Raw genomic sequence first — 23,947 nt, 5'->3', positions numbered from 1 at the left:
CACAGCATAAGTCTCAGACGAAGACGTAGCAGTTACATCTGCTACGTTCCTTTTTGAGTTATTTTAATTTTTCGAAGTGATTCCAAAAGAATGAATGACGCCGGGACTCCATATCATGGAGTTGAGGTGAGGAAGACCATGGAAATGCGTCGTAATTTACCCCTTTTGATGAGTGTCTGTTTTCTTAGCCAGATGGGGGGATTTATGATTCTGCCCCTCTTTCCGATATATATCGACCAACTTGGCCTATCTGGTTGGGAGATGGGGTTCATTTTCGGATTGTTCTATTTAGGTAAAGTAGTCGGCGGGCTCCCTGCCTCTGCGCTCTATCGCCATGTAGGGGTCAAAATATCTCTCGTCCTTATGCTGCTGATGCTCGCTATATGTACAGCCGGTTTTGCCATTGCCTCTACGCCCCTGTTCCTTGGCCTGTTGCGGCTATTGCAAGGAATGGCTTCAACCGGGCTGACCGTCATCGTACGCTCCATCATCAGTGACGAAGGAAATAGCGATAACCGGGGACTATACAACGGATACATCAGCAGTAGTGAGGGTGGGGGCATGATCCTGGGGCCGGTCATCAGCGGCTGGCTTACGCTCCACGTACCGCTGTCCGTTCCGTTCTGGCTGGTTGCATGCTGTTGTCTGATCGCCATGGTTGTTGTTATGGGTATGCAAAACAAAACAACGTATGGATCATCTGGCTCAATACCTATTCTAGAGTCGAAGGATAGTGAAGTTCTTTCTTCGGCTCCTGCAGATCAAACTTCACGTCAAGAAAAGATTGCTCAGGAGTATGCCTCCAATAATACACAGTCTCGCTCAAGCAGTGGCACAGGTCCTATTCCTGTCCCACTTACAGGATACATAACGGTGCATGTCCTGGAGATGAGTGCCTATGCCGTTTTCTTGACGTATTTTGCACTCTATGCAACTCAAATCATGCAGTGGGATACCTTCTCTGCCAGTCTGGCCTTTACCATAGCCGGAATTTCTACGCTTGCGGCTGCCCCTTTTGTCGGTTTTCTCTCCGACCGCTTGGGTGATCGGCTCCTGATGTGCATGCTGGGCATGTTCCTGATCGGGGTTGAAGTCATTGTTTTTCTAAGTACTTCTGTCCACCTCTGGGTGTACATTGGCATGTTCGTCGGTGGCATTGGCGGGGCTTGTTACATGGATTCCTTTTTTGCACATATTGGGGATCACACTCCTGAAGTGAATCGAAGCTCTGTCATTGGTAAAATTGTCTCGTCTGCGGAGATCGGCTCTATGGTATCTCCTCTACTCGCAGCACTCCTGATGGAGACCTTGTCTCTATATGCTGTATTTGTCTTTAATCTTGTTCTGATCGCGGCAGCCATAGCCGTTCAAGCCATCATGCGAAGCAGGCATCGGATGAAAGAGAGCTGAGAGGACTGCTTCAAAAAATAAAACCCGCTCACACAAATTAATGTGCAAACGGGCATTTCATTGGTGTATTCCCTGCCTGTGACTGTTTGGCTTCATCGGACGCATGCTCTCGGTCGTTTTGATGATCCATGTTCTCATGGTGCTTATGGTGTTGCTCACTGATACCGACATCTGCGGCAACAGCCATCCCATCTTGAAAGCTGTATGCAGGGTCCTGATGAAAAAAGTTCGGCTTCACAATCTCATTAAGGTAGGTATTGTGAAAAATATGAGTAGTGGCTGGGGACACTGGTGGAATCAGCCACACCCAGTCTCCGGTCAGCTCGCGTCCAGCCTTTTCTTCCCGCTGTTCAAACAGAGCAAACTGTGATGCAGCTGTATGGTGGTCCACGATACTCACGCCGGCCTTCTTAAATGAATGTAGCACAGCAACATTAAGCTCCACCAGAGCCCGATCTCTCCAAAGTGTCGTTTCACTCGACGTGTTTAACCCTAGTGCAGCAGCTACATCTGGCAACTTGTTGTATCGGAATGTATCGGCAAAGTTTCGCGCTCCGATCTCCGTTTCCATATACCAACCGTTAAACGGCGCAGCCGGGTAGTTAATGCCTCCGATCTCGACCCGCATATCCGCAATCATTGGCACACCGTACCAACGCAGGCCGAGTTCAGCAATCTCCACTCGCTCCGGGTGCTCAATCTGCACTTCGATGATCTCCTGCTCTGGTATTACATACCACTCTGGGGCCTGTCCTTGAGCTTGAATAATGATCGGCAACACATCATAATCGCCTCCAGCTCCCTGCCAGCCGAGCGAATTGGCCGCTTTGGTCAGTTCAATGGAAGCAGGATCACCCACAATACCTTGCGCTGTCTCATATCCAGCATAACGGATCAACTGATGATTCCAGATACGGATGGGGGCTCCAACTGGGCCTTCTGGCGGCAAGAGGGTAATCGTCGGGATGATCTTGCCTCCGTTTGAAGCGTTATGGATATGATCCAGTACGGCCTGCGCAGCCACTCCTGCGGTATCAGCATGACGTGCATCCACAATGCGCAGCTTGTCCCAAAACAGCCGCCCGATACAGCGGTTGCTGTTCCGCCATGCCATTTTGCAGCCATGTTCCAGTTCCTCTGCAGTATGGGTATAGGTTCCCGTTTTGTCCATCTCTTGCTTAATGGCAATAAGCCGGGCCTCTGCGTCTTTACGCGTATGGCCCAGCTCTTCATAACTAGTATATATAAACCGTTCAGCTTCTTCCTGCAATCGATCCAGGTCTGTCCGCATTTCTCATTCCACCATTCTGTACATCTTGGATGCCATTATTATACGGGAAGCACACCGGATTTGTAAGCGAACGGGACGTTTGTTCACGGACTCTACATATCGTTGTCAGGGCACAGGTTAGCCTAGATTATTTGCCCAAAAATGCGTTTAACATCCAGATCTCTTTATCCAGCGCAGCAGTGAATCCGATCATCATGTCTTCTGTCGCATTGTCTTCTGCTTCTCCAGCTTCATGAATGCCTTGGCGAATCACATCAAGCATTGCATTCAGATCGGCAACAACATGTTCAACCATCTCTTCAGCAGACAGTTGTCCTTGTGCCTCCACAATTGGTGAAAGGCGAAGTTGTTCTGCAATCGTTGCTACAGGACGACCACCAATGGTCAGAAGGCGCTCAGCAACCTCGTCCATATTCGCTGTAGCCAGGTTGTACAGTTCTTCAAATTTGGCATGAAGTGTGAAGAAGTGTGGTCCTTTGACATACCAATGGAAGTTGTGCAACTTCGTGTAGAGGACAGACCAACCTGCGATCTGACGGTTCAATACCTCTTGAAGTTTAGCTGTGTTTGTTACAGAAGTGTTTGGGTTAGTTTGGATTGTACTCATGGAATTTATCCCCTTTCGAATATCTCATTTTAGTTTTGTTTGTCATATGATTTGTTTGGAATCGCTTCGTTATTCTTTTCTTTTAATTTAGACTTAATCTAAATCTTGTTTTAATTATAGCACTGACTATATAATTTGAAAAGAGCTTTGACCTCTCTTCCAAATGAAGATTCCATGAAGCCGGGCTTCATGATGAACTTTTGGGTGCTTCCACTATGAACAAGGCTGCTCATGTAGTTATACCGCCAACCTTACCGACCTTCAGTGAACATTCTCACACGTCTGAGTGAAAACAAAAAACAGCCCTTCATCTGCAATCACAGATGACAGGACTGAATGCCTTGTTAGAACATGATCATTATTTAGTTAGTTCTTAGAAGTGCTTCGATTCTCCGAGTTCCCGCCTATGAACGAACCTGTTCAAACGTAAGAAGATGACTGATTTCCTCGTAGTTCCGTGCCGTAAAATGAGGTTGATGATCCGATTCGGGCGATGCCTCACGGTGATTAAACCAGATGATCTTCCAGCCTGCATCCACCGCTCCGGCAACATCGTTGCGCCACGAATCTCCAATATAGTAGCTATGATCAGCTGTTGTTCCTGTCTGCTTGTTCACATGCTCAAACAGTCTGCCGTCCGGTTTCGCATAACCGATTTCACCGGAAATAAAGACCAGTTGCTCGTCCACCAGACCGAACACATCTAGCGCTTCTAACTTACGCCGTTGATGCTGACCTTCTCCATTCGTAATTAGCCCCACCGTATGTCCCTCCGCTTGAAGTCTGCGAATAAGATCATATGCTCCTTGGAAGGGAGTAATCTGAAACTGTCTGCTCAAATACCTTCGTTGCAGTTCTTGCGCTTGTCCAAGCTGCAGTTCAATCCCAAAATCAGCCATCGTTAGCTCGAATCTACGGCATCTCATACGCTCTACTGCATCCGGTTCAGGAACTGCTGATAGGTCTTCCTGTGCAGATAACCAGTCACTGTAGTACCGAAAACGATGATATGCCAATGCATAATCAAACGATTCCGGCAATCCGAGCACCTCCTTCAATGCTCCCCGAAGCGGCTGTAAGTGATCATATAAGGTATCATCTACATCGAAAAATATGGCTTTGGCTGTACGTGCGGTGTCCATCATCTGTGCTTGTCCTCCTGATCTGCTCTCTCTAATCTAATTCAAGTTCTAATCTATTCGTAGTATCTATTTAACACGTATTCTAAACTACTAATTATCAATTCATATGTAATCAGTGTAGTTTAAGAATGAGGGGGATTCAAGATGATTACCGAATCGAGAATTGCTCCAACAAGTTTAAAAGAGCAACTTAACAATTCCTCAAATTAAAACCTCACTGGCGAGATGATATCGGCTACACAGACAATGATCCTTTGCTGCACCGCTCATCAAGGCAAGAACAACCCAACCATTAAGTTGAACGACATGGATAACACATCTTGCGTAGAAGACAGAATGAACCTGGAGTAACGAAGGGTTCGCCTTTATCCACAGATTTCCACCTTAATTAAAGGCAAAAAAATTTTTGGGGATAACAGCAATCCAATGGTCTTCCTGATTTGCGAAGAATTGACTGTGTTACGAAGGGCTATTTCGACTTAAAATACAAAAAGAAAAGCATTCTTGTATAAACAAGAACACTCTTCTTCCTAAACAGAGGAAAGCGACACCCGCTGCCGATACATCATCGGTTTCTGCTTCAGAATCAATCCGAAGGCAGACACCAGAATATGAATTTTTACGGAGATAGAGCGTGAATCGGATTACGCCGCTGGATGTCACCGCAAAAATGAATTCTGCTGATCCATCCTAGGCCTGTTCCAGAATCACATTCGTGATCGCTCACTGGGTGGACGCATCATATTTCCGCAATATAGCTTAAATAGGCAAACCCATGTGTTGCTCGAGCTTCTCCCGGAATTTCTTCTTATATAAGACTATGTTCTGATCAATGGTCACTCTCAGGAGAGTTGTACCAAATCCGAATAGCTCCTTCGAGATTTCGTTATAACCATTACTGTTGCTTCAGCACCCACTTTTGATGCTCGTTATCTTCAAGGAGTTCACCCATCACCAATTTTGACCCGTCCTCAGTTATGCCGAGTACGTTCCCATTATGAGCACTGGTAATGCGTATCGTCCCATCCTCGTTCTTGGAAATGTGCCAACGTTGATTCGCATACCCGAGATACGAATAGAGCTGAATGCGATTCTGTCCTACATCCCAATCCAGCGCCATTCCGTTCAAAGTTCGAATAGAGTAAGAGCCAGACTCATCCCCAGTTGGTACCAGCACCCATTTGAAACCTCCACTTACATTCTCTGCCTCACTAGTAACCTTTATACCTTCTCCTTCATCAGTTAGAACAGCTTGAATCACAGCAGAACGTCCTGCGTTACGAATGATCACCTGCTCCAACTCGGCTTTCTTCCTATGGGTTGCATTCACATGCTGAAAGGAGGCACTTCCTCCAAATACATGAACACCGAAATGTCCTTCCGCAAACGTCCCATCCTGAATGTCCATCATTCGCTCTCCATCAACATCAACCCGAATCCGGGGACCATCTGCCTGAATTCGAATATGATACGGTTGATCCTTACGAATGAATCTCGGAACTTGGGCAAGTACCTGCCGATTTTCGAATCTCCCGTTTACTTTATAAAAAAGTCGGACGGCCTTCATGTTGGGGTCCACATTCAAGTAATAACCGCTTCGTCCATCCTCGCTTGCACGGAATATAACAGAGCCTGCTCCCCCCTGTGCACCCAGCTTCAGGTCCACATCATATTGGAAATCTCCTGCCGTTTCCTGAGCAATATACTGTGCATCACCGCTTGAATTGCCCTGCATACCTTGGTCAGTAACAAACCAATCGGCAGATGATATATCCGACTTCCAGCCAGATAGGTTGGTATGAAATGTGCCACTGGATACCACAATAGGGATTATGGCAGAAGCTTTACCATTAGCCGTCGAGGCCGTCACCCAGACTTTTCCTTTGCCTACAGCACGAACCAGCGCTTTTGCTTGGTCAGAATGAACGATCTTCACCACTTTAGGATCACTTACTTTCCATTTCAACGGTTGAACACCTTTTCCCGGTCCGCCCTCCACCGTCGCGTACAACGTATGGGTCTGCCCTATACTCGCTGTTCTTCTATGAGTATCTGCAAAGACTTGAATCCCGGGAGATGTGCCCTCTTTCCACATATTGTCCAAGGCGTACACCTTCATGGAACTCACCTTCACTTCCCCGCCAAGGCTATAGAAAGCCATTGTTCTTCCCGCCGGGTCTGGAAAAATGACATCCGAGAAAACAACCTTGCCATCATTGCCAAAGACCTCAACGGAGGACTCATCCACAAATAAGTGTAGTTTAACCTTCTGGTTCTCCAGTGGTAACGGAGCCTCATGAACTTTGGTGAACAAGTCGGAAAAGCTCACGTCCCCCGAGGCAGTACGGTCCACAAACATATTTTGCTGATCCACCCTGTATCCTACTGTGGTTTTCTGCCCCTCCCCTTGACGCAGATGAAAACCGAACTCGGTTACAGCACGGTTAGCCGGAATTTCCACTTCGACTTCAATTTCATATGCTCCTGCGGTAAGGCCATCAAGCGGATTTTGAGATTCAGGTGCTACCCTCAACTGTTCCGTGCTGTACAGGTTTTGCCGCAGTGTCTGAAGCTCATGGATTGGTGTTTGTACCAAACGAACTCCTTCGTTCGTGGTTCGAAGTGATACTTCTCTCGGTATGGTTAGTTGCCCTTTCCAGGTAGAGGTTGGAAAGGCAAACGGATAATCCCAATTCGTCATCCATGCAAGCATGACTTTCCGCTGATCAGGCATATTTGCAAAGGACATCGATGCGTAGAACTCCTTGCCGAAGTCCGTCCTTAGCACCTGACCTGCCGGAAGATCATTCAGAAATTTCCCTTCCGCTGTCAGCTCGCCCACAAAATATTCTGCATCAGATCCCTGAGTTTGGGGATTCGCACCTGTACTGATCATCAGCACCCACTTCTGCTGCCCCGTTCCATCTACAGGTAGCTGAATGAGATCGGGACACTCCCATACACCACCACGAACGTATTTGCCGTATCCGAAGTTATCGGTTAACGTCCAATCGAGCAGATTCGTAGATGTAAAGAACCGGATGTGATCTCCGCCAGACACAACCATCATCCAGCGGTTATGCTCCTCATCCCGTACAACCTTGGGATCACGGAAATCCCAGCTTCCCGGATCATCGCCATTCTGGCCAGGATTATCAATCACGATTGGACGATCTGAAGCATACTGCCAATTCCGACCTTGATCGGTGCTGTACGCGAGACCGATACGCTGATTGCCGCCAGGTTTATCCGGATGATAGGAAGTATAGTACGCAATCAGACCTTTCCCACCTGAATTCGTGAACAGACCCGATGTATTGCTTAGATCAGCAACCGCTGATCCCGACCACACATGACCCTGATCATTCCAAGGCAAGGCAATAGGTAAGCGCTTCCATTTTATAAGATCAGTACTCACCGCATGAGCCCAGGTGCCTCCATCCTGATGAAACAGATGATACTCCCCTTCGTAATAGACCAGTCCATTCGGATCACTGACCGATCCCCGAATCGGAGAATAATGGTACTGCGGTCGATAGTTCTCCTTGTAGTAATTGGACTCTTCCGTCACAAAGATATCCTGAAAATAAGCCATACCTTGTTGAACCACAAGTCCGACATTCCCCTTGGCATAACTCGTGTCTGTGACCTCAACAGCCGGAGGGCTGTAACCATCCACATACACCTGAATCGAGCTACCCGAAGCTATAATTTCGATGTGATGCCTCGCTCCCGGCTCACTTGGGTACTTCAGATTCGAAGTGGCGAGTACAGTACCATCTGCTTTTCGAAGTTGTACCTGAACTTCTTCTCCTTCCTTCATCAAAAGTGCTTCATATCCTTTCGTTCCGTCTGTATTTGCCCTGATTAACAATGCCGCCGAGGAACTTGCATTCGTATGTGCCATGGATATATTTCCCTCATATACAAAATCAGATGCCATCTTCTCGTAAATAACCCTTCCTTTTCCCGGAGCGTCTCCCGTCCCTCGATAACCTTTCACATCCGGCTGCCAATCGCCTGTACTGTTAATTATTTTGCCTATGTTGTTATTCATGGTACTCACCTGCACATTCTGGAATAAAGCCGATCCATCCCATACATGGAGCCCCAGATGTCCTGAAGAATAGGTACTGTCCTTTACATCCATTACCGGGTCATACCGATTATCCCAATATACCAGAAGGCTCCCCCCGTCCGCTTTTACCTTCAGATGATAGATACCTCCCAATTGCAGACTCGTCTTATGTTCTACATTTAATGTTCCCGGCTGCCCGCTTGCATCTCTTAGACGTATCACACCAGCCTCTGGAACGACTTGAAGCATATAGGAAGACCAGCCTGTATCATTGGATCGAAAAATAAGACTGGCATCAGCCTTCATATTCTGAATCTTCACATCAGCTTCATAAATAAAATTATCGGCTCTTGTGGCTGATACAGCCATTACGTTCTCCCCTTCATCCGAAGTCAGATGGAGTCCTTCATCCGTATCTTCCAGACTGCCTCTACCTCGTAATGTCCAATCCGATAGATTGGTATCTGCTTTGGACCCATCAGTCAACACGGCACTCCCCTTTCCCTGTTGTTTCGCTAATCCCTCAGATGTCTGCTTTCCTCCTTGCTGAGTATCCCTATCGGTATCCGTTAGAACGGCGGTCGAATATACTCCTGCAGAAGATGAACCAAGGACACATGATAATAGAACACAACTGATGGATCGGAAGATCCATTTCATGAGCATTCCCTCTTTTCCTGTTGTAGTGGATGACACAAAAATCCCATAAGGGATGGCGCAGCAGTCTCTTCAAGCGAACATTTCGCATACATTCAGCCTTGCGACTTCCCATGCAAAACGCTGAAGCAAAAGTAAACCTGCAACCATCTCCTATGGGATACAAAGGATCAAATACTATGGATTCAACATGGCTTGTTGCTGAACGCTTCCAACCCCAATGCAAGAGCACCGCATAGTCCGGCGTGCTGTCCCAATCCGGGTTGGACAATATATTGGTCGATATGTTGCGTGATCTGAGCTGCATTCAAATATCCATTCAGGTTCTGTACAACCCGCTCCCGGATCATGGGAAGCAGATGATGTTGCTGCATCACTCCACCGCCCAAGATGACCTTTTGCGGCGAATGAAGCAGTATCGCGGTCGTAACAGACTCTGCAATGTAAAAGGATTCTATCTCCCATGCCGAGTGGTCTGCTGGAAGTTCACTACCTGGACGCTGCCAGCGGGCCTGAATGGCCGGGCCTGCAGCCATCCCCTCCAAACAGTCTCCATGATACGGGCATAATCCGGCAAAATGATCCTCTGGGTGCCTTCTCGTCCGGATGTGGCCGCCCTCAGGATGCAATAATCCATGCACGCGCTTGCCACCCGCCACAAGTCCGACCCCAACACCTGTACCGATGGTGTAATACACACAGTTGTCCATGCCTTGCGCTGCTCCCCAGGTGACTTCCCCTAGGGCAGCTGCATTCACATCCGTATCCCATCCGAATGGAATCGCGAATTCACTGTTCAAGGTTCCGACAACATTACAGTTTTCCCAGCCCGGCTTCGGAGTCGTTGTAATGTAGCCATAGGTGGGACTGCCCGGTTGCAGATCAATAGGACCAAAGGAGCCAATACCGATAGCTGCAATGTCTTTATTCCTGAAATAGTCGATAACCTTCGCAAGTGTGGTATCCGGAGGTTCCGTTGGAAAGCTGCACCAATCTTCAATTTCCCCTTGTTCGTTACCTATTCCGCAGACAAACTTTGTTCCGCCCGCTTCAATAGCTCCTATCCGCATTTCCCTGTCCCCCCTTGCGCTCATTTCGACTGACCTTTGGCTTGGATAGGGGATATTTCATAGATATGAAGCGAATTAAATATCATATCATTCTGTTCGGCATGAACAGCGATTCCTATGGAATCCGCATCCGGATAGATCAGATCGGTAATCACTGCCTCACCGTCATTGGCAAATACCTCTACGGAGGAATGATCCACAAAGATACGCAAACGTTGATTGCCACTCACCGCTTTTAACCCGGCCGTATGCCGACCCAGGAAATGCTCATGGAAATTGATAATACCGGATCGACTGCGATCGACATATACTTCACCCTGCGCGGCGTCCAGACCTACAAGCGTTTCATGATCCGCACCACTTCGTAGTACAAATTGAACGGAGGATGCTGAAGGCCATTCCGCATCAATCTCATAGTTCACAAGCTGCAATGCATTCAACTGCTCGCTTACTTGTCTGATCGACACATTCTGTAGCGACAATACGGGCTTGCGGGCCTGCTCCAGCTCACGTGCAGGATACTGAACCAGCATGACTTCTCCGTCCCTTGTCTCCAATGTCAACTCCCTCGCAATCGTCATTGCGCCGCGGTAATCTTCGGTTGGCGTCTGATTGGCGTACATCCAGTTGCTCATCCAGCCCATAAACAAACGTCTGCCATCTTCTGCCGGAATGTCCGACCAACTGACTCCTGCATAATTATCCCGGCCATGATCTAGCCAGCGAACGGTATGCGAAGCTTCGTCTGGAACAAATACCATTCCATCAAATTCTCCAGTGAAGTACTGGGTTCTGGAGCCTTCCTTGAAGGCAGGATCTGCACCAATGCTAACAAGCATCACCCATTTTTCCTTCCCTGAATCCCCATCTACTGCTAGCGGGAACAGGTCAGGACACTCCCATACGCCGTCATGCGAACCAATTCCTGCACCGAACTCACTGCCAAATGTCCAATCCTTTAGATTAGGAGAATGGTACAGACATACCGTTTGACCACAAGCGATAATCATGATCCATTCCTCAGTCTGCTCATGCCAGAATACTTTGGGATCACGGAAATCCACGAACGACTCATGCTCCAGCACTGGATTACCCTCGTATTTCACCCATGTTCTGCCGCTATCCTTGCTATAGGCGAGGCTCTGCCGCTGAATTGGGTGATCGTTCGGCACTTCTAAATGATGAGTGAAAATCGCTACCAATCCTGGCTCACCATCAAAGAATCCAGAAGTATTGTTCCAATCCACCACTGCACTGCCAGAGAATATCATGCCATGTTCATCCGGGGCCAAAGCCACAGAAAGCTCTTCCCAGTTAAGAAAATCTTTAGTTACCGCGTGTCCCCAATGCATCGGTCCCCATGTGGTGCCAAACGGATGATGCTGATAGAACAAGTGATACTCGCCTTTGAAAAATACCATTCCGTTCGGATCGTTCATCCATTTCTCCTTGGGTGAGAAATGATAGACGCTCCGGTAATCAGAAGTTGAAATTGTAGACATGTTGGTTAACTCCTTTGGACAAACCCGTGGTTGGGGACCCTGCTTCACTCGCACAATAGCTGCTATGTAGGGCAGAGTCCCCCATTCAGTTTGTTTTATTTGTTGTTGCGGTCATATCCCGCTTGTTTAATCTGAAGCCATTCTTGCAATCCAAGACGATCCAGTTCTTTCAGATAAGCGTCCCACTCCTGATCGACCTTTCCATTCTGATACCACTCCGTGCGCATACGAAGTACGTAAGCGAACAAATCCGTCTCAATGGTAGATAGGCGGTCGAGTTCATCAATGGAAAAGAACACGCTTGGATAGACGTTTTCCGCTTTCATGTGTGGAACCATAACTTTATCGAGAAGCTCCATACGCCATGCGGCATCTTCCGGTTTGGTTGTGTATTTACCGTAGTAACTGTCGAGAATCGCCAGCGGTCCTGCAATACTTGTTTTTTGTCTAAGCTCAACAGGAGCAGCGCCTTCCAGCGGAAGATGCTTCAGCATCCCCTTGGCTTCATCGAATTCAAAAATATTCTGCTGTGTCTCATCGCCGTACGTTCCCCAGTTGTTCTGTACCGATTGTAGCGGATCGTACAATTGGTCCACCCATTTCGCTGTTGATTCCAGATTTTTGTTGCTGCTCGTAATGACCATGCGTCCCCGATCCAGGCCGATTCCGTTCGTTCTTGTCACATTGGCCTCGCCACCTGGTCCAGCAACGGGGGGAAGCACATCATAGGTATCATTCATGCCTGTGATGTTGGCCTTATCCCAAGTGAAATACATCCCATACTTGTTGTCTTTGCCCTTGGCCAGATACGTATTCCAATCCTGCTGATATGCTTCCACATCCACAAGACCCTCTTTAACCAGTTCGTGAATGTATTGGACCGCTTCCTTGTAACCTTTATCAGCTGCTGTGAAAACCACTTTGCCTTCATTGGTCACCACGGTATGGTCCCAGTTCTCCCCAAGACCAAATGCCGCAAAGAGAAAGGTCAGGTCTTCTCCACCCGGCTTGTTAATGAAAGACAACGGAATTTCGTCTGCTTTGCCATTGCCGTTCGGGTCCTGGGTTTTGAATGCGATCAACACATCTTTCAGTTCTTCGGTTGTTGTCGGCATCTTCAGTCCGAGCTTGTTCAGCCATTCCACGTTGATCCAGGGTAAGTTATCCACCGCCTGAATCCGTTGTTTGCCACTGCCAAGTTCCTCAATCCAGGGGAACGAATAGATATGTCCGTCCGGAGCTGTGATCATGCTCTTGTACTCGGGTGCTTCCTCCAGCACTTTCTTAAAGTTGGGCATATGTTGCTCAATCAAATCTTCCAGTGGAATGATGGCCCCGTCCTTCGCCAGCTTCAGAAGATCATAATCCCCATAACCTGCATCAAAAATGGCATCTGGTAAATCACCGCTGGCTACCGCCAGGTTTCTTTTTTCTGCAAACACATCACTCGTATAGTTTTTCCAGTTGATATGCACATTGGTTTTCTCTTCGAGTCTTTTGTTAATCAGCTTATCGTTTGGATCAGCGGGGGCCAGCGGAGAGCTCTGGGTTATAAAATTCAATGTCACTTTGCCATCAGGTGACTGGGCTTCACTCGCAGCACCGCCTCCACCCCCGCCACAGGCTGAAAGCAGAAGCATCGTAGACAGCATGGCAATAGATGCGGTAGTAACGGCTTTTGGGGACTTGCTTACTTTTTTCATGATAATGACCTCCTTGGGTTGTGTTGGGTAACAATAATTCTAGCTGTTCATTATTTGAGCGAACCTACCATGACACCCTTCTCGAAATATTTCTGAAAGAACGGATACATGATGATGAGTGGCAGACTCGAAATGACAATCGCTGAATATTTGATCATTTCAGAGAGACGTTTCAGTTCCGCCATGGCCAGTTGATCACTAATCATGCCCGGTGCAGCCTGATTCTGAATCAGAATGGAACGCAGTACGAGCTGTAATGGATGCAGGTTCGGATTATCCAGATAGATCATAGCGTCGAAATAGGAATTCCACTGACCTACAAACGCGTACAACGCGAGGACAAAAATAATGGGTTTGGATAAAGGAATGACGATCTGAAAAAAAATCTTCATCTCAGAAGCACCATCGACATTAGCGGCTTCTTTCAGCTCCCGTGGTACGCCTTTGAAGAAGGTTCTGGACAGAATGATGTTCCAGACATTGACGGCACCAGGTAGGATAATCGCCCACACGGTATCCAGCATGCCTAGATTACGGACAAGTAGATACGTTGGAATCAATCCGCCTCCGAAGAACATCGTAATGATGAATATAATCATGAAAAAACCGCGTCCGGCCAGCCTTTCATCCGACAAGGCATAGCCTGCAAATATGGAGACGGTTACGGTCAGCAATGCAAAGGAAACCGAGTACAGCACCGCATTCGCAAAACCTCGGATCATGGCTGGATTGGACAAAATCATCTGATACCCATCCAGGCTCCAGTCGGATACATTAAAGGATAACCCCCGGTTCAGCAGCACCGTCGGGTCCATAAATGAGGCCACAACGATGTAAACCAGGGGGACGACCACAACCAGTACAGCACAGGTAAGAAAAATCGCGTTTAGTGCGAGGATCAGACGATCGAGTCCCGTATGTTTGACGACCATGGATAACCTTCCTTTCCTTAATAAAGACCTTCGCCTTCATTCAATTTTTTTACGATCAGATTCACAGTAACCAGCAATATGACATTGATGACCGAGTTGAACAATCCCACTGCGGCAGAATAAGCGTAATCCCCGGACTGCAAGCCCACCTTGTAGACATACGTGGCGATAATCTCGGAGGAAGGAAGGTTCATGGACGTTTGCATCAGGTAGGCCTTCTCGAATCCAATGGACATGATCCCACCAGCAGCAAGAATAAAGACGATAGCCATAATCGGACGAATCGTTGGAAGATCGATGTGGCGAATACGCTGAATAAGGTTTGCTCCGTCCAGATTGGCCGCATTGTGAAGTTCAGGATCAACATTAGCCAAGGCAGCAACATAGATGATGGAAGCCCAGCCTGCTCCGGTCCAAATGTCCGACAAAATGTAGATCCAGCGGAAATATTCCGGCTCAGACATGAACATGATCGGCTGACCCGTAATCCATGTAGCAATTTGATTGATCGGCCCTGTCGGTGACAGAAAAATAAACAGCATACCAACAACGACAACCACCGATATGAAGTTGGGTGCATACAGAAACAATTGAATATTTTTCTTCACGCCGGCTTTCCGTACCTGATTCAGCATGAGCGCAAGTATAATGGGAACCGGAAAGCTGAATATCAACCCAAAAAAGCTGAGTTTAAGCGTATTCATAAAAATGACATCAAAATTGGGCGAAGCCAAAAACTTCTCGAAATGCTTTAACCCTACCCACTCACTGCCCATGATACCTTTGATCGGACTAAAATCTTTAAATGCAATAACGGCTCCGTACATCGGGATGTATTTGAAGATAAGGGTCAGGATCAGAGCTGGTGCAAGCAACATATACAAAAAATAATGCTTCTTGAATTGCTGCATCCTGTGGCTGACTGATGTCCTATCTTTCAATGCCCTCCCTGTACCCTTTCGGGTATCCATCGTGTTATCCAACACTTTGACCTCCATTCCATCCTGAAGTTTACAATTGTTTGTAGTAAGGGCTTTCAAATTTACAATTGTTTATTTATTGATTTACAATTTAGCAGTAAATATAGGCATTAGTCAATACATTATGTAAAAATAAATTGTGCATGCGAACACATTTTTGTGTTCTTTTCTAAACTATACGTTTTAGAAACGCATAAATAACGCTAGTTCACATATTTAAAAACGCTTCTTTTCCCTGTGAAAACAAGAAAAAAGAACTTAGCAGTGTAAACAAGAGTGGACTATAAAGGAAAAAACAAGCGAACTATACGAACCTAAAATGTAAACTAAATTGTGCATATGTAAAATTAAGATTGCTATTTAATCCGATCTATTATACATTTGACTTAGATCATACTATGGACGATCATTTGATTAATTCGAGGTGAAGGACGAGATGGCAAAAGAAAAAGTTACGATTCAGGACATCGCGGATGCTCTGGGCCTCTCCAGAAATACAGCTTCCAAAGCCCTGAATGACAGCGGGAATATCCCGGAAGAGACACGTAATCGTGTGATTAAGAAAGCAATCGAACTTAAATATAAACAATTCGCCTATATGGAAAGCGAGCATATTGTAACCAAAGTACCACGCAACATTGCCTTGTTAACGGAAAATCTGCCTAACACATCTCATTTTGGCTCGTTGTTGATTAGTGGTCTGGAAAAAAGAATCAGCGCTGAAGGGTACAATCTTTCGATTCATATCGTTCGTGAGATGGATCAGGATGCACTTGCACTACCTAATAATTTCGATATTGCCAATGTGGACGGTATCATATGCATCGAATTGTTTGACTTGAAATATACACAACTGATTACCGATCTGGGCATCCCCACGATCTTTATCGATTGCGCTTCCAACATATGTTACCCGGAGTTTAAGGCAGATTTGCTACTGATGGAGAACGAGCACAGCATATATCAGATGACGAAACAACTCATTGAGGGCGGATGCAACACGATTGGTTTTGCCGGGGATTATAATCATTGCAAAAGCTTTAACGAACGATGGGTCGGTTATCACCGAGCCATGCTGGAAGCAGGGCTACAAGTCGATCTATCCCATTGCATTGTGGATAATGACCGTCTGTGCTTCTCCAAGCCCGGCTGGTTGAACAAGCGAGTGGCCGAACTGAAGTCACTACCTGAGGCTTATATCTGTGCCAACGACTTTATTGCAGTCGATATGATTCGGGCACTGCGAGCGAGGAAAATTACCGTTCCGGAGGATATCGTTGTATGTGGATTCGATAACGCACCTGAATCACGAATTATTGAGCCACAATTAACAACAGTTCATATCTATAGCAACGAAATGGGCATCAAGGCTGCGGAGATGCTGTTATCCCGCATCCATAATCCTTCCCAGCCATATCAAATTTCACATATTGTGACCAAACCAATTATCAGAGAGTCCACTCCTGCATTAATGAAAGCCGATCCACAGACTGTCTAATCTGTCTATATAGGGCTATCCAGAGGATTCATTTCAACCTTAACCTTGCTTTCCTTCTAAGAATCTGTTCTCCTAAAAACAAAAAGCCGTATCTCTCACATCTAATGAATCGTGAAGGATACGGCTTTCTGTATGACTGATCATGTCCGCTAAACAGTGACTATTCCCCATGTCCTTGTCCGTTGCGGCAGGGAAATTCACCCATTTTATCTCTCCATTGATTTGCAGCTCTTGCAGCTCTGTTTTACACAGAAGCTTTCGAAGCTCCCTTGATCGAACGTTTCTCGGTGCGAATCAGACTAAAAATTATATAGAGCAATACCGCCATCTGCGGAACAAAGGTTTCCCACGTTGGATACAACCCAAGCCAACTGAGAGCAGGCAGATCAGGGGCCACATGTGCAGGGAGTGTTGCCGACACCTGCAGGGCATGTATGCTCTCACCCAGAAAACGAAACACCAGATAATAGATTAGCAGCGTTGCTGTAAGGAAAAACCAACGCACGGGCAGACGCACACTGAACTGAATGATAGCTACTGCGAGAACAATAAGAATGACCAGGGCTATACCGATTCCGATAAGCAGCTGGGATAGCTGAATAGCAGGAGCCATTCCGATGTAGAAGCTGGTCGTTTCCGCACCCTCTCTTAATATGGCAAGCCCGGCTACCGCAAAAAGCGACCATAGGCTTCCTCGGGCAAGCGCCCCTCCAACCTGACGTTCTACATAGCTGTTCCATGAGCGTGCGTTAGACTTGCTATGCATCCACTGTCCAACGGTCAACATCAGCACAACCGCCGCAAGTCCGGTGTAACCTTCAATCATTTCGCGTGTACTGCCTGAAGACGCCGCAGCCAGCACCAGTGTTAACACTATAGCCATAATTGCACTAAGCAGCAAGCCACTGCCCGCACCAGCCCAGATCCAGCGATGTGCAGCAGGCTGGCCGCTCTTCTTGGCATAAGCTAGCAAAGCGGCCAAGACCAGAATCGCCTCCAGTCCTTCTCGCAAAAGAATCAGCGCCGCATCCCATGCTGTGTAAGAGGTGGAAGCCGTAAGTGGCCGCAGCCGTTCGATCATACGCATTACAACGTCGGGGGCTTTGGCGGTATTCGGCGGATTAGATACCAGATATCCCGATGCTTCCGTCATATCATTCTCGGTTGCGGTATACGAAGCAGGGGATGATATCTGCACCTGTCCTTCCACGGACGGCCAAGCAATAATAAACTCTTCCATGCCTGTAGCCGCTCCTGAGCTGTCCCCGGCCTGAATCTGTTGCTGCACCTGTTCCAGCAATTGCAACAGATCAGCTAGCGATGCAGAACCAGCGTTGATTGCTTCTTTATCCAGTTCTCCATCCTTGAGTGTACCCATACTGTAATCCGTCAGAAGCGTCACCATTTCGTTCATTTGCTGGATGGCCTGTGTTTCCTTGCGCGGTTCAGCTTGCATTGCAATCCGAATCAGGCTCATCTGTTTCTCAAGCTGGCTGTATACACCAAAGTGATCCTTACGAATCGGAGCTTCCGTGCCTTTCCAGGAAGTAACGATTCGTTTATACGTACGCTCTGCCAGTGGCCAGTCTCCTTTTTGCATTGCGACAAGACTACTGCGGGAATCCGGAAGTAAATGTGCTGCCGCCTTTCGGCCTGCGTCACTACTGCCTTGCGCACTTTGGAATGCTTCTACGTAGGCATTAACTGCCCTTGCAAGGTCAGCCAGTGCGCTCTTGGCTGTATCCGTGTCTTTGTCTTGCAGCGCTCCTTGAACCTTGACAAGTGCATCATTTACGGACGCCGCTAATGCAGTCACCTTCTCTGCATTTTGCTCCGGCTCCAATTGTGCCGCCTGTTGCCATAACGTCTGAAACTCCGTTACATCCCGATTGGCTTCGTCCAGCTTGCCCTGACCCGCCTCTACCAGTGCACTGCCTACAGGAGGAAGCAGGGCATTAAGCTGATCCAGCTTAGCCCTTTCCTTTTGTACAGTAGAAGCTTGAGCACCGGACGCATGAGCAACATCACCGAAAATAGCAGAAGTAATCGCTCCTAAGGTATAGGTACTGCTGTCAGAAGCATCTCCAGCTGCTGCAAAAAAACCTCCTCCCGCCCATGCAAAAGGAAGGACGAGGCATACGAGTATAGATAATGAAACACGCAGCAGACATCTTCTGCTGTGCTCCCTAACGGATGAAAATGTGGCTGTGGTAGATGTGCCGTTGGTCTTCATCCGTGGTTCGCTCCCCCTCTGCTCGCTGCCTGAATGTTGGCCATGCTCCTCTCGAACGATGCCTGTATATCCGCTTCGCCGCATCATCAGAACAATATCTCCCCGATATATCCACCCTGTTTGCATCCGGGGAAACAGGCAAAGACGGCACTACCCACATGCACCGTATATTCATTCAGCTTGTCACTCTTCGCCAGCCGTGTCTGGATGGGGATAAACTGCTTGTCCATATCCCGCTGGTAGCTAATAAATAGCAAGCCTGCGTCGAGCTGGCCTGTTTTGGCATCGAGGCCGCTCGAATACGAGTACGAGCGGCGCAAGATCTGTTGACTCCCGTCTCCCTTGGCGAGCCGCAGATGCGATGTTGCCGGGATTAAGGGCTGTCCATCGGTGGATCTCGCCTGCAGATCCACCGGGTCGAATTCTCCACGGCTGCCAATCGGCGCGCCGCTATCACGGTGGCGACCAAACGTCGCCTCCAGATCCTTCAAGGTGGAGCGGTCCCAGACCTCCACACGCATGCGCACCCGGCGGACGGCCATGTAGCTGCCGCCGGCCATCCACCCCGGACCGTCACTCGGCTGCGCCCAGACGGTCTGGTCCATGAGAACGGCATCCGTAGTATCCGGATTGCCGGTGCCGTCTTTGAAGCCGAGCAGATTGCGCGGTGTTCCACCCGCGGGGGCGGCTCGGCCTGTGCGCTGGAAGCCCTCCTGGGTCCAGCGCAGCACCGCATGCCCTCGCGCAATACGCGCGAGGTTGCGGATCGCATGGAAGGCGACCTGCATATCGTCTGCGCAGACTTGCACGCACAGGTCGCCACCACACCACTTCGGGTCCAGCGCATCCCCGGCAAATGCCGGCAGGTCGCGCAGTCCCCGCGGCTTCGGTCCCTTCAAGCCGAAGCGCCCGTCAAACAAAGACGGCCCCACACCAAACGTCAACGTGGTACGTGACGGTGTCAGGCCTGCCGCCTCCCCCGTATCGGTGGGGGGCGTATTCAGCGTGGTGTTGTGCTCGCCGATCATCTGTCCGGAAGCCATGGCAGCCGAGGCTGCCGTCCAGTCCCGGAACAGACGGCGAAGCTCTTCCACGCTGCCTGCGGTAACGTCAAACGCCGCAAAGCAGATAAAATCCTGCGCGGGCGTAATAATACCTGCCTGATGCTTGCCATAGAAAGGCAATCCCTTATCAGCCGCCGCAGGTTCTACAGCGGCGACAGAAGAGCCTTTGCGGCCCAGCGCCATCAGTCCGCCTGCGCCGCCCCCACCAATAAGCAGACCAAGCCCGGCTACGCCGGTCAGCTTCAACATCTCACGCCGTGACAACGGCTTTTTCAGCGAATCCTGCTTGTTCTCCGTCATCGTTCTACACTCCCAGTACCTGTCCCATATTGGACAGCGGCTCCGCGAGCGCATCGAGATTCTGGCTTAGCTTGCGCACATCCTCATCCTTCAACTTCTTGTAAGAAACGTACCCGTCACCTTCCTTGAACGGAGCCAGTTCTTTCTCCAGCGCATCGAATCGATCCGCAATCTGTTGGTTCAACTCTTTGTCCTTGGATGCCAGATCATCCTTCAGCAAGTTGTAAATCTCGCGTGCTCCTTCTACATTGGCCGCAAAATCATACAGATCCGTATGCGAATACCGCTCCTCTTCCCCGGTCACCTTGCTGGAAGATACTTCGTTCAGCAGTTCGACCGCACCCGTGACCATCAGACTTGCATCGATATCCATCGTTTCCACTTTAGCCCGTAGCAGCTTCGCATCACTGAGCAGTGTGTCTGCATATTCGCTCATGCCGTCGGTTGTTTTGTCTGCCCATAATGCTTTCTCAATTCGGTGAAAACCACGCCAGTCTGCAGCTTCAACGTCACCATCACGTGCATCAATGTTAGGGTCCAGATCACCTAGCGCCTCCGCTACCGGTTCAATCCGTTCATAATACATACGTGCCGGGGCATATAACGACTTGGCCTTTTCCAAGTCTCCAGCCTTCACCGCATCCGTAAACTTCTCGGTTTCCTTCACAAACGCATCAATCTGCTCTACGGCAAATGTACGATATCCCTCTACCGCAACAGAGTAATCTGCAACAGTGGCCTCTTGGCCTCCCTTGCTTGTATCCTGAGATGCTGTTTGAGCTTCACTCGTTACAGCTGTCTTCTCAGATGCCTTGTTCAAAGCCGCTCCATCATTGCCACACGCTGCAAGCAAAACCGAAGTCACCATCACGACAGCTGGCAAAGTCACACTTTTTCTCATTCTCAACACGAACACTCCCCTATGAACGCAGTAATTAGGCAACAAACCCTTCAAACAATCCTTTACCGATACAGGAACGTCGAGCAGACATACAAATATCGCCCTTGACCCTAGCTTTTAATTGATAATGATTATCAATTTCGATAATGACATCATAATTCCGCCCCATCTTTATGTCAATATGAAAATATGGCAGGTTATTACTCCTGTTTCATTAGGTTTATTTTGGGTATTTAATTCTGCGATCCATAGACAAAGTTCGTCATAGAACGTTAAAATGAGACACAATGTTAACTTGTTCCATAATTTAAGAAATTGGAGGCTTATGAACATGAAATGCCAAGTATGTAATCATGAAAATGGAGATGCCCAGTTTTGCGAGAAGTGCGGCTCTAACCTGACGGGAACCCATGCTTCTTCTGATCCTGTGGATTCCGTAACACGCACAGATTCAGCTTCCGCTGACTCGGAATACACGCATTGGTCCAGCAACAAGGAATCTGCTTCTCATCAACCAGAACCTACACGCTCTTCTTCGGCTTCACCTGTACCATCGCTTGTAAAAGAAACAGCAACGGTACATTCCAGTAATCATGAAGCTCCTGATCACGATACTAACCAAGGTAGCGCAGGAAATCAGTGGAACAACTTCGTTCAGAATGAAAAAGTACAGCAAGCCAAAGAAGTAAGCAAACAATACCTGACCTATTTCCTCAGCGTACTGGCTCGTCCGTATCAATCGATGAAAACCGTCGGTGAACAGCATGCTCTGAATGGGTGGCTAACGATGGCATTGTTTGCTGTATTAACCTCTACATATGTTCTGATCACATTTGGCCGCCTCGGTGCGGAAGGCATATTTGTTAGCGGATTTTTGCGCCCGCTCCTGTTTTCAGCTATTATTCTGGTTGCTGCTGTTGCGCTCATCTATGGTGTACTTAAGCTGGAACGGATTACGTTCCGTCCCAAAATTCTGGTTGCCCAGTTCGGAACCTTGCTGGTCCCTGCAATCGCTACGCTTCTGCTCGCTAACTTGATGATTGTGATCTCCTACTCGTTCGCGATCTCCCTACTGGTGCTGTCGTATATTATGGTGTTTGTTGCGATGAATACGGTGCTGTTCCAGCATCCGCTCAATCGGACCAAAGCTGCCATTGACAGCACGTACAGCGTGTTGATTGTGAATGCTGTATTGTTTTACTTAATGTACCGTTTGTTATTTTCGACTATAGCTGGCTTACTTAGCCCGTTATTCTCGCCGTTTGGACGCTTGTAAATTCGTTTCTTTTACTTAAGATTGCTGAAATGGAGACTTCCCCCGATTGTGGAGGGAGTCTTTTTCATTTGCGAAAGGCAACATTGCGCGGATCATATTCCATACACTATAATGTGTAGTGTAAAAAAATATGTTTGTATTTACTTATATGAGCCAGCATTTAGTTGAAGTCACTTTGCTCTACTGTTTTTTCTTTGTTTCTTGCTTGGTTTTTAATGTTTATTAGCTTGTCTGTATGTTTTCTTTATGTTGCTTCACCTTTAACACTACAATATGTAGTGTAACTATTCATTATTTGTTGACGAAAGCGGAGGAATTCGAATGGACATGACCCACATGGATCATATGCAAATGGAACAACAAACGGGGACCTCATATCTATGGCTGATTGTTGGAGCCGCCCTGCTGCTACTCTCGATTGCCGCCTATATCTGGGCATCACGTACACGCGGCAAAATTCTTAGCCACATGAAAAAGAATGAGCGAGCAGCTATTCAGAAGAAAAGCCGCTCGCTCCGGCTCACAGCACATGCCTTGATCGCTGTATCCATCGTAGCCTTCGGCGTATTTTTCCTTCAAGGTGCCGGAAAGACATACGATGTAGCCGACCTCCCGAACAATGCAACCATCGATGTGACGGATGACAAATATTATGGAGCTACCCATACCGAGGAGCCGATCCAGTATGAAATGAAAATACCAACCTCGGGGCCACATAATCCACATGATATCCAATTTGGCTTTTATACCGACTTTCCCGGGTATCCTTATCTGGTTCACAACATGGAGCATGGGGACATCATCATCTATTATCGTGAAAATGCCAGTGATGAACTGAAGGAACATCTCCAATATCTCGCAAAATTTCGCCAAGCCGGGTCAGGCATTCTTGCCGTACCCAACAAAGATATTCCTGACGGTAGCGAGGTCGTTGTGACCGCCTGGACCAAAACAATGAAGCTGGACAAGTTTGATGATGCCAAGGTAGGTACGTTTATCCATCGTTACATCAATCAGGGGCCTGAGAAGATCCCGCCATCCATTCGCCAAGGCGGCGGAACAATGTAGCTTAGCAAATTTAAATGTAACGATCTCCAGAAACCTTATCTTCTGAAAAAGGAGTGCTTAAGCTCAAAAAAAATCCTTTTGAGCAAAATAAGGTCTTTCAGGAATCGTTACATTTTCAACTGTTCAAAAAAGGAGCAATTAGCGCTTCTCAGGATTGTTAGACCCCACAACTGAACGCAACAGGACACGGCGACATAACATACCAGCGTCAACTTCCGCCCCCTCCCCTAATCCT

General features: G+C 47.9%; 16 protein-coding genes. 4 read left to right on the top strand and 12 right to left on the bottom strand.

Going from position 1 to position 23,947, the window contains the following annotated elements; all coding sequences use genetic code 11:
- Positions 1–168 precede the first annotated feature (168 nt).
- Positions 169–1,410 (top strand): MFS transporter, encoded by a 1,242-nt coding sequence (locus tag H7T88_RS18105; protein WP_221789659.1) that lies wholly within the window; start codon positions 169–171, stop codon positions 1,408–1,410.
- Between the two features lie 37 nt (positions 1,411–1,447).
- Here H7T88_RS18105 and H7T88_RS18100 read toward each other — a convergent pair whose 3' ends face one another.
- The 9 genes from H7T88_RS18100 to H7T88_RS18060 all read right to left on the bottom strand — a co-directional run bounded on the left by H7T88_RS18100 (position 1,448) and on the right by H7T88_RS18060 (position 15,303).
- Positions 1,448–2,701: a nitric oxide synthase oxygenase gene (locus tag H7T88_RS18100; protein WP_221789658.1), complete on the bottom strand. Its 1,254-nt coding sequence runs from the start codon at positions 2,699–2,701 to the stop codon at positions 1,448–1,450.
- A gap of 127 nt (positions 2,702–2,828) precedes the next feature.
- Positions 2,829–3,308, bottom strand: a complete 480-nt coding sequence (locus tag H7T88_RS18095) for a Dps family protein (RefSeq protein ID WP_221789657.1) — start codon at positions 3,306–3,308, stop codon at positions 2,829–2,831.
- A 404-nt stretch (positions 3,309–3,712) separates the two neighbouring features.
- The gene (locus H7T88_RS18090) at positions 3,713–4,453 is read right to left on the bottom strand and encodes an HAD family hydrolase (protein WP_260510994.1); all 741 of its coding nucleotides are present in this window, start codon (positions 4,451–4,453) and stop codon (positions 3,713–3,715) included.
- Positions 4,454–5,345: 892 nt separating this feature from the next.
- Positions 5,346–9,188 carry a GH32 C-terminal domain-containing protein gene (locus tag H7T88_RS18085; RefSeq protein ID WP_154890235.1) on the bottom strand — a complete coding sequence of 1,281 codons (3,843 nt, stop codon included), beginning with the start codon at positions 9,186–9,188 and terminating at the stop codon, positions 5,346–5,348.
- Positions 9,189–9,370: 182 nt separating this feature from the next.
- The gene (locus H7T88_RS18080) at positions 9,371–10,255 is read right to left on the bottom strand and encodes an ROK family protein (protein ID WP_154890232.1); all 885 of its coding nucleotides are present in this window, start codon (positions 10,253–10,255) and stop codon (positions 9,371–9,373) included.
- A gap of 20 nt (positions 10,256–10,275) precedes the next feature.
- Positions 10,276–11,757, bottom strand: coding sequence for a glycoside hydrolase family 32 protein (locus tag H7T88_RS18075; RefSeq protein WP_154890230.1), 1,482 nt, complete (start codon positions 11,755–11,757; stop codon positions 10,276–10,278).
- A gap of 95 nt (positions 11,758–11,852) precedes the next feature.
- Positions 11,853–13,460, bottom strand: coding sequence for an ABC transporter substrate-binding protein (locus H7T88_RS18070; RefSeq protein WP_154890228.1), 1,608 nt, complete (start codon positions 13,458–13,460; stop codon positions 11,853–11,855).
- A 50-nt stretch (positions 13,461–13,510) separates the two neighbouring features.
- Positions 13,511–14,392, bottom strand: a complete 882-nt coding sequence (locus H7T88_RS18065) for a carbohydrate ABC transporter permease (protein ID WP_154890226.1) — start codon at positions 14,390–14,392, stop codon at positions 13,511–13,513.
- Between the two features lie 17 nt (positions 14,393–14,409).
- The gene (locus H7T88_RS18060) at positions 14,410–15,303 is read right to left on the bottom strand and encodes an ABC transporter permease (RefSeq protein ID WP_260510993.1); all 894 of its coding nucleotides are present in this window, start codon (positions 15,301–15,303) and stop codon (positions 14,410–14,412) included.
- A gap of 505 nt (positions 15,304–15,808) precedes the next feature.
- Here H7T88_RS18060 and H7T88_RS18055 point away from each other — a divergent pair.
- Positions 15,809–16,870, top strand: coding sequence for a LacI family DNA-binding transcriptional regulator (locus H7T88_RS18055; protein WP_154890222.1), 1,062 nt, complete (start codon positions 15,809–15,811; stop codon positions 16,868–16,870).
- 244 nt (positions 16,871–17,114) lie between these two features.
- Here H7T88_RS18055 and H7T88_RS18050 read toward each other — a convergent pair whose 3' ends face one another.
- From H7T88_RS18050 to efeO, 3 genes are read right to left on the bottom strand one after another with little or no spacing between them, the layout of a single operon-like run.
- Positions 17,115–19,190 carry an FTR1 family iron permease gene (locus H7T88_RS18050; RefSeq protein ID WP_260510992.1) on the bottom strand — a complete coding sequence of 692 codons (2,076 nt, stop codon included), beginning with the start codon at positions 19,188–19,190 and terminating at the stop codon, positions 17,115–17,117.
- Entirely contained in the window at positions 19,190–20,467 is a 1,278-nt protein-coding gene (gene efeB / locus H7T88_RS18045) for an iron uptake transporter deferrochelatase/peroxidase subunit (protein ID WP_154890219.1), read from the bottom strand. Before efeB ends, H7T88_RS18050 begins: the two co-directional genes overlap by 1 nt.
- A 4-nt stretch (positions 20,468–20,471) precedes the next feature.
- Complete coding sequence (gene efeO, locus H7T88_RS18040; protein WP_090924102.1) at positions 20,472–21,368, bottom strand: iron uptake system protein EfeO; 897 nt, start codon at positions 21,366–21,368, stop codon at positions 20,472–20,474.
- A 331-nt stretch (positions 21,369–21,699) separates the two neighbouring features.
- On the opposite strand from efeO, the gene H7T88_RS18035 reads away from it, so the two are divergent.
- Together H7T88_RS18035 and H7T88_RS18030 are read left to right on the top strand one after the other, a co-directional pair.
- Positions 21,700–22,644 carry a zinc ribbon domain-containing protein gene (locus tag H7T88_RS18035; protein ID WP_154890217.1) on the top strand — a complete coding sequence of 315 codons (945 nt, stop codon included), beginning with the start codon at positions 21,700–21,702 and terminating at the stop codon, positions 22,642–22,644.
- 321 nt (positions 22,645–22,965) lie between these two features.
- Complete coding sequence (locus tag H7T88_RS18030) at positions 22,966–23,712, top strand: DUF3105 domain-containing protein (RefSeq protein ID WP_154890215.1); 747 nt, start codon at positions 22,966–22,968, stop codon at positions 23,710–23,712.
- Positions 23,713–23,947: the final 235 nt, after the last annotated feature.

Source organism: Paenibacillus cucumis (ex Kampfer et al. 2016) (assembly GCF_019748695.1).
Lineage (GTDB): Bacteria > Bacillota > Bacilli > Paenibacillales > Paenibacillaceae > Paenibacillus > Paenibacillus polysaccharolyticus.
Note: the sequence above shows the minus strand (reverse complement) of the source record. Positions and strands in the feature narration are given on the sequence as shown.

Excerpts from the sequence above, each read along its gene's own strand:
- H7T88_RS18030 (WP_154890215.1), top strand. The coding sequence starts at position 22,966 with ATGGACATGACCCACATGGATCATATGCAAATGGAACAACAAACGGGG.
- H7T88_RS18105 (WP_221789659.1), top strand. The coding sequence starts at position 169 with ATGAGTGTCTGTTTTCTTAGCCAGATGGGGGGATTTATGATTCTGCCC.
- H7T88_RS18050 (WP_260510992.1), bottom strand. The coding sequence starts at position 19,190 with ATGATGCGGCGAAGCGGATATACAGGCATCGTTCGAGAGGAGCATGGC.
- H7T88_RS18095 (WP_221789657.1), bottom strand. The coding sequence starts at position 3,308 with ATGAGTACAATCCAAACTAACCCAAACACTTCTGTAACAAACACAGCT.
- H7T88_RS18035 (WP_154890217.1), top strand. The coding sequence starts at position 21,700 with ATGAAATGCCAAGTATGTAATCATGAAAATGGAGATGCCCAGTTTTGC.
- H7T88_RS18060 (WP_260510993.1), bottom strand. The coding sequence starts at position 15,303 with ATGCAGCAATTCAAGAAGCATTATTTTTTGTATATGTTGCTTGCACCA.
- efeB (WP_154890219.1), bottom strand. The coding sequence starts at position 20,467 with ATGACGGAGAACAAGCAGGATTCGCTGAAAAAGCCGTTGTCACGGCGT.
- efeO (WP_090924102.1), bottom strand. The coding sequence starts at position 21,368 with ATGAGAAAAAGTGTGACTTTGCCAGCTGTCGTGATGGTGACTTCGGTT.
- H7T88_RS18100 (WP_221789658.1), bottom strand. The coding sequence starts at position 2,701 with ATGCGGACAGACCTGGATCGATTGCAGGAAGAAGCTGAACGGTTTATA.
- H7T88_RS18085 (WP_154890235.1), bottom strand. The coding sequence starts at position 9,188 with ATGAAATGGATCTTCCGATCCATCAGTTGTGTTCTATTATCATGTGTC.
- H7T88_RS18090 (WP_260510994.1), bottom strand. The coding sequence starts at position 4,453 with ATGATGGACACCGCACGTACAGCCAAAGCCATATTTTTCGATGTAGAT.
- H7T88_RS18075 (WP_154890230.1), bottom strand. The coding sequence starts at position 11,757 with ATGTCTACAATTTCAACTTCTGATTACCGGAGCGTCTATCATTTCTCA.
- H7T88_RS18065 (WP_154890226.1), bottom strand. The coding sequence starts at position 14,392 with ATGGTCGTCAAACATACGGGACTCGATCGTCTGATCCTCGCACTAAAC.
- H7T88_RS18080 (WP_154890232.1), bottom strand. The coding sequence starts at position 10,255 with ATGCGGATAGGAGCTATTGAAGCGGGCGGAACAAAGTTTGTCTGCGGA.
- H7T88_RS18070 (WP_154890228.1), bottom strand. The coding sequence starts at position 13,460 with ATGAAAAAAGTAAGCAAGTCCCCAAAAGCCGTTACTACCGCATCTATT.
- H7T88_RS18055 (WP_154890222.1), top strand. The coding sequence starts at position 15,809 with ATGGCAAAAGAAAAAGTTACGATTCAGGACATCGCGGATGCTCTGGGC.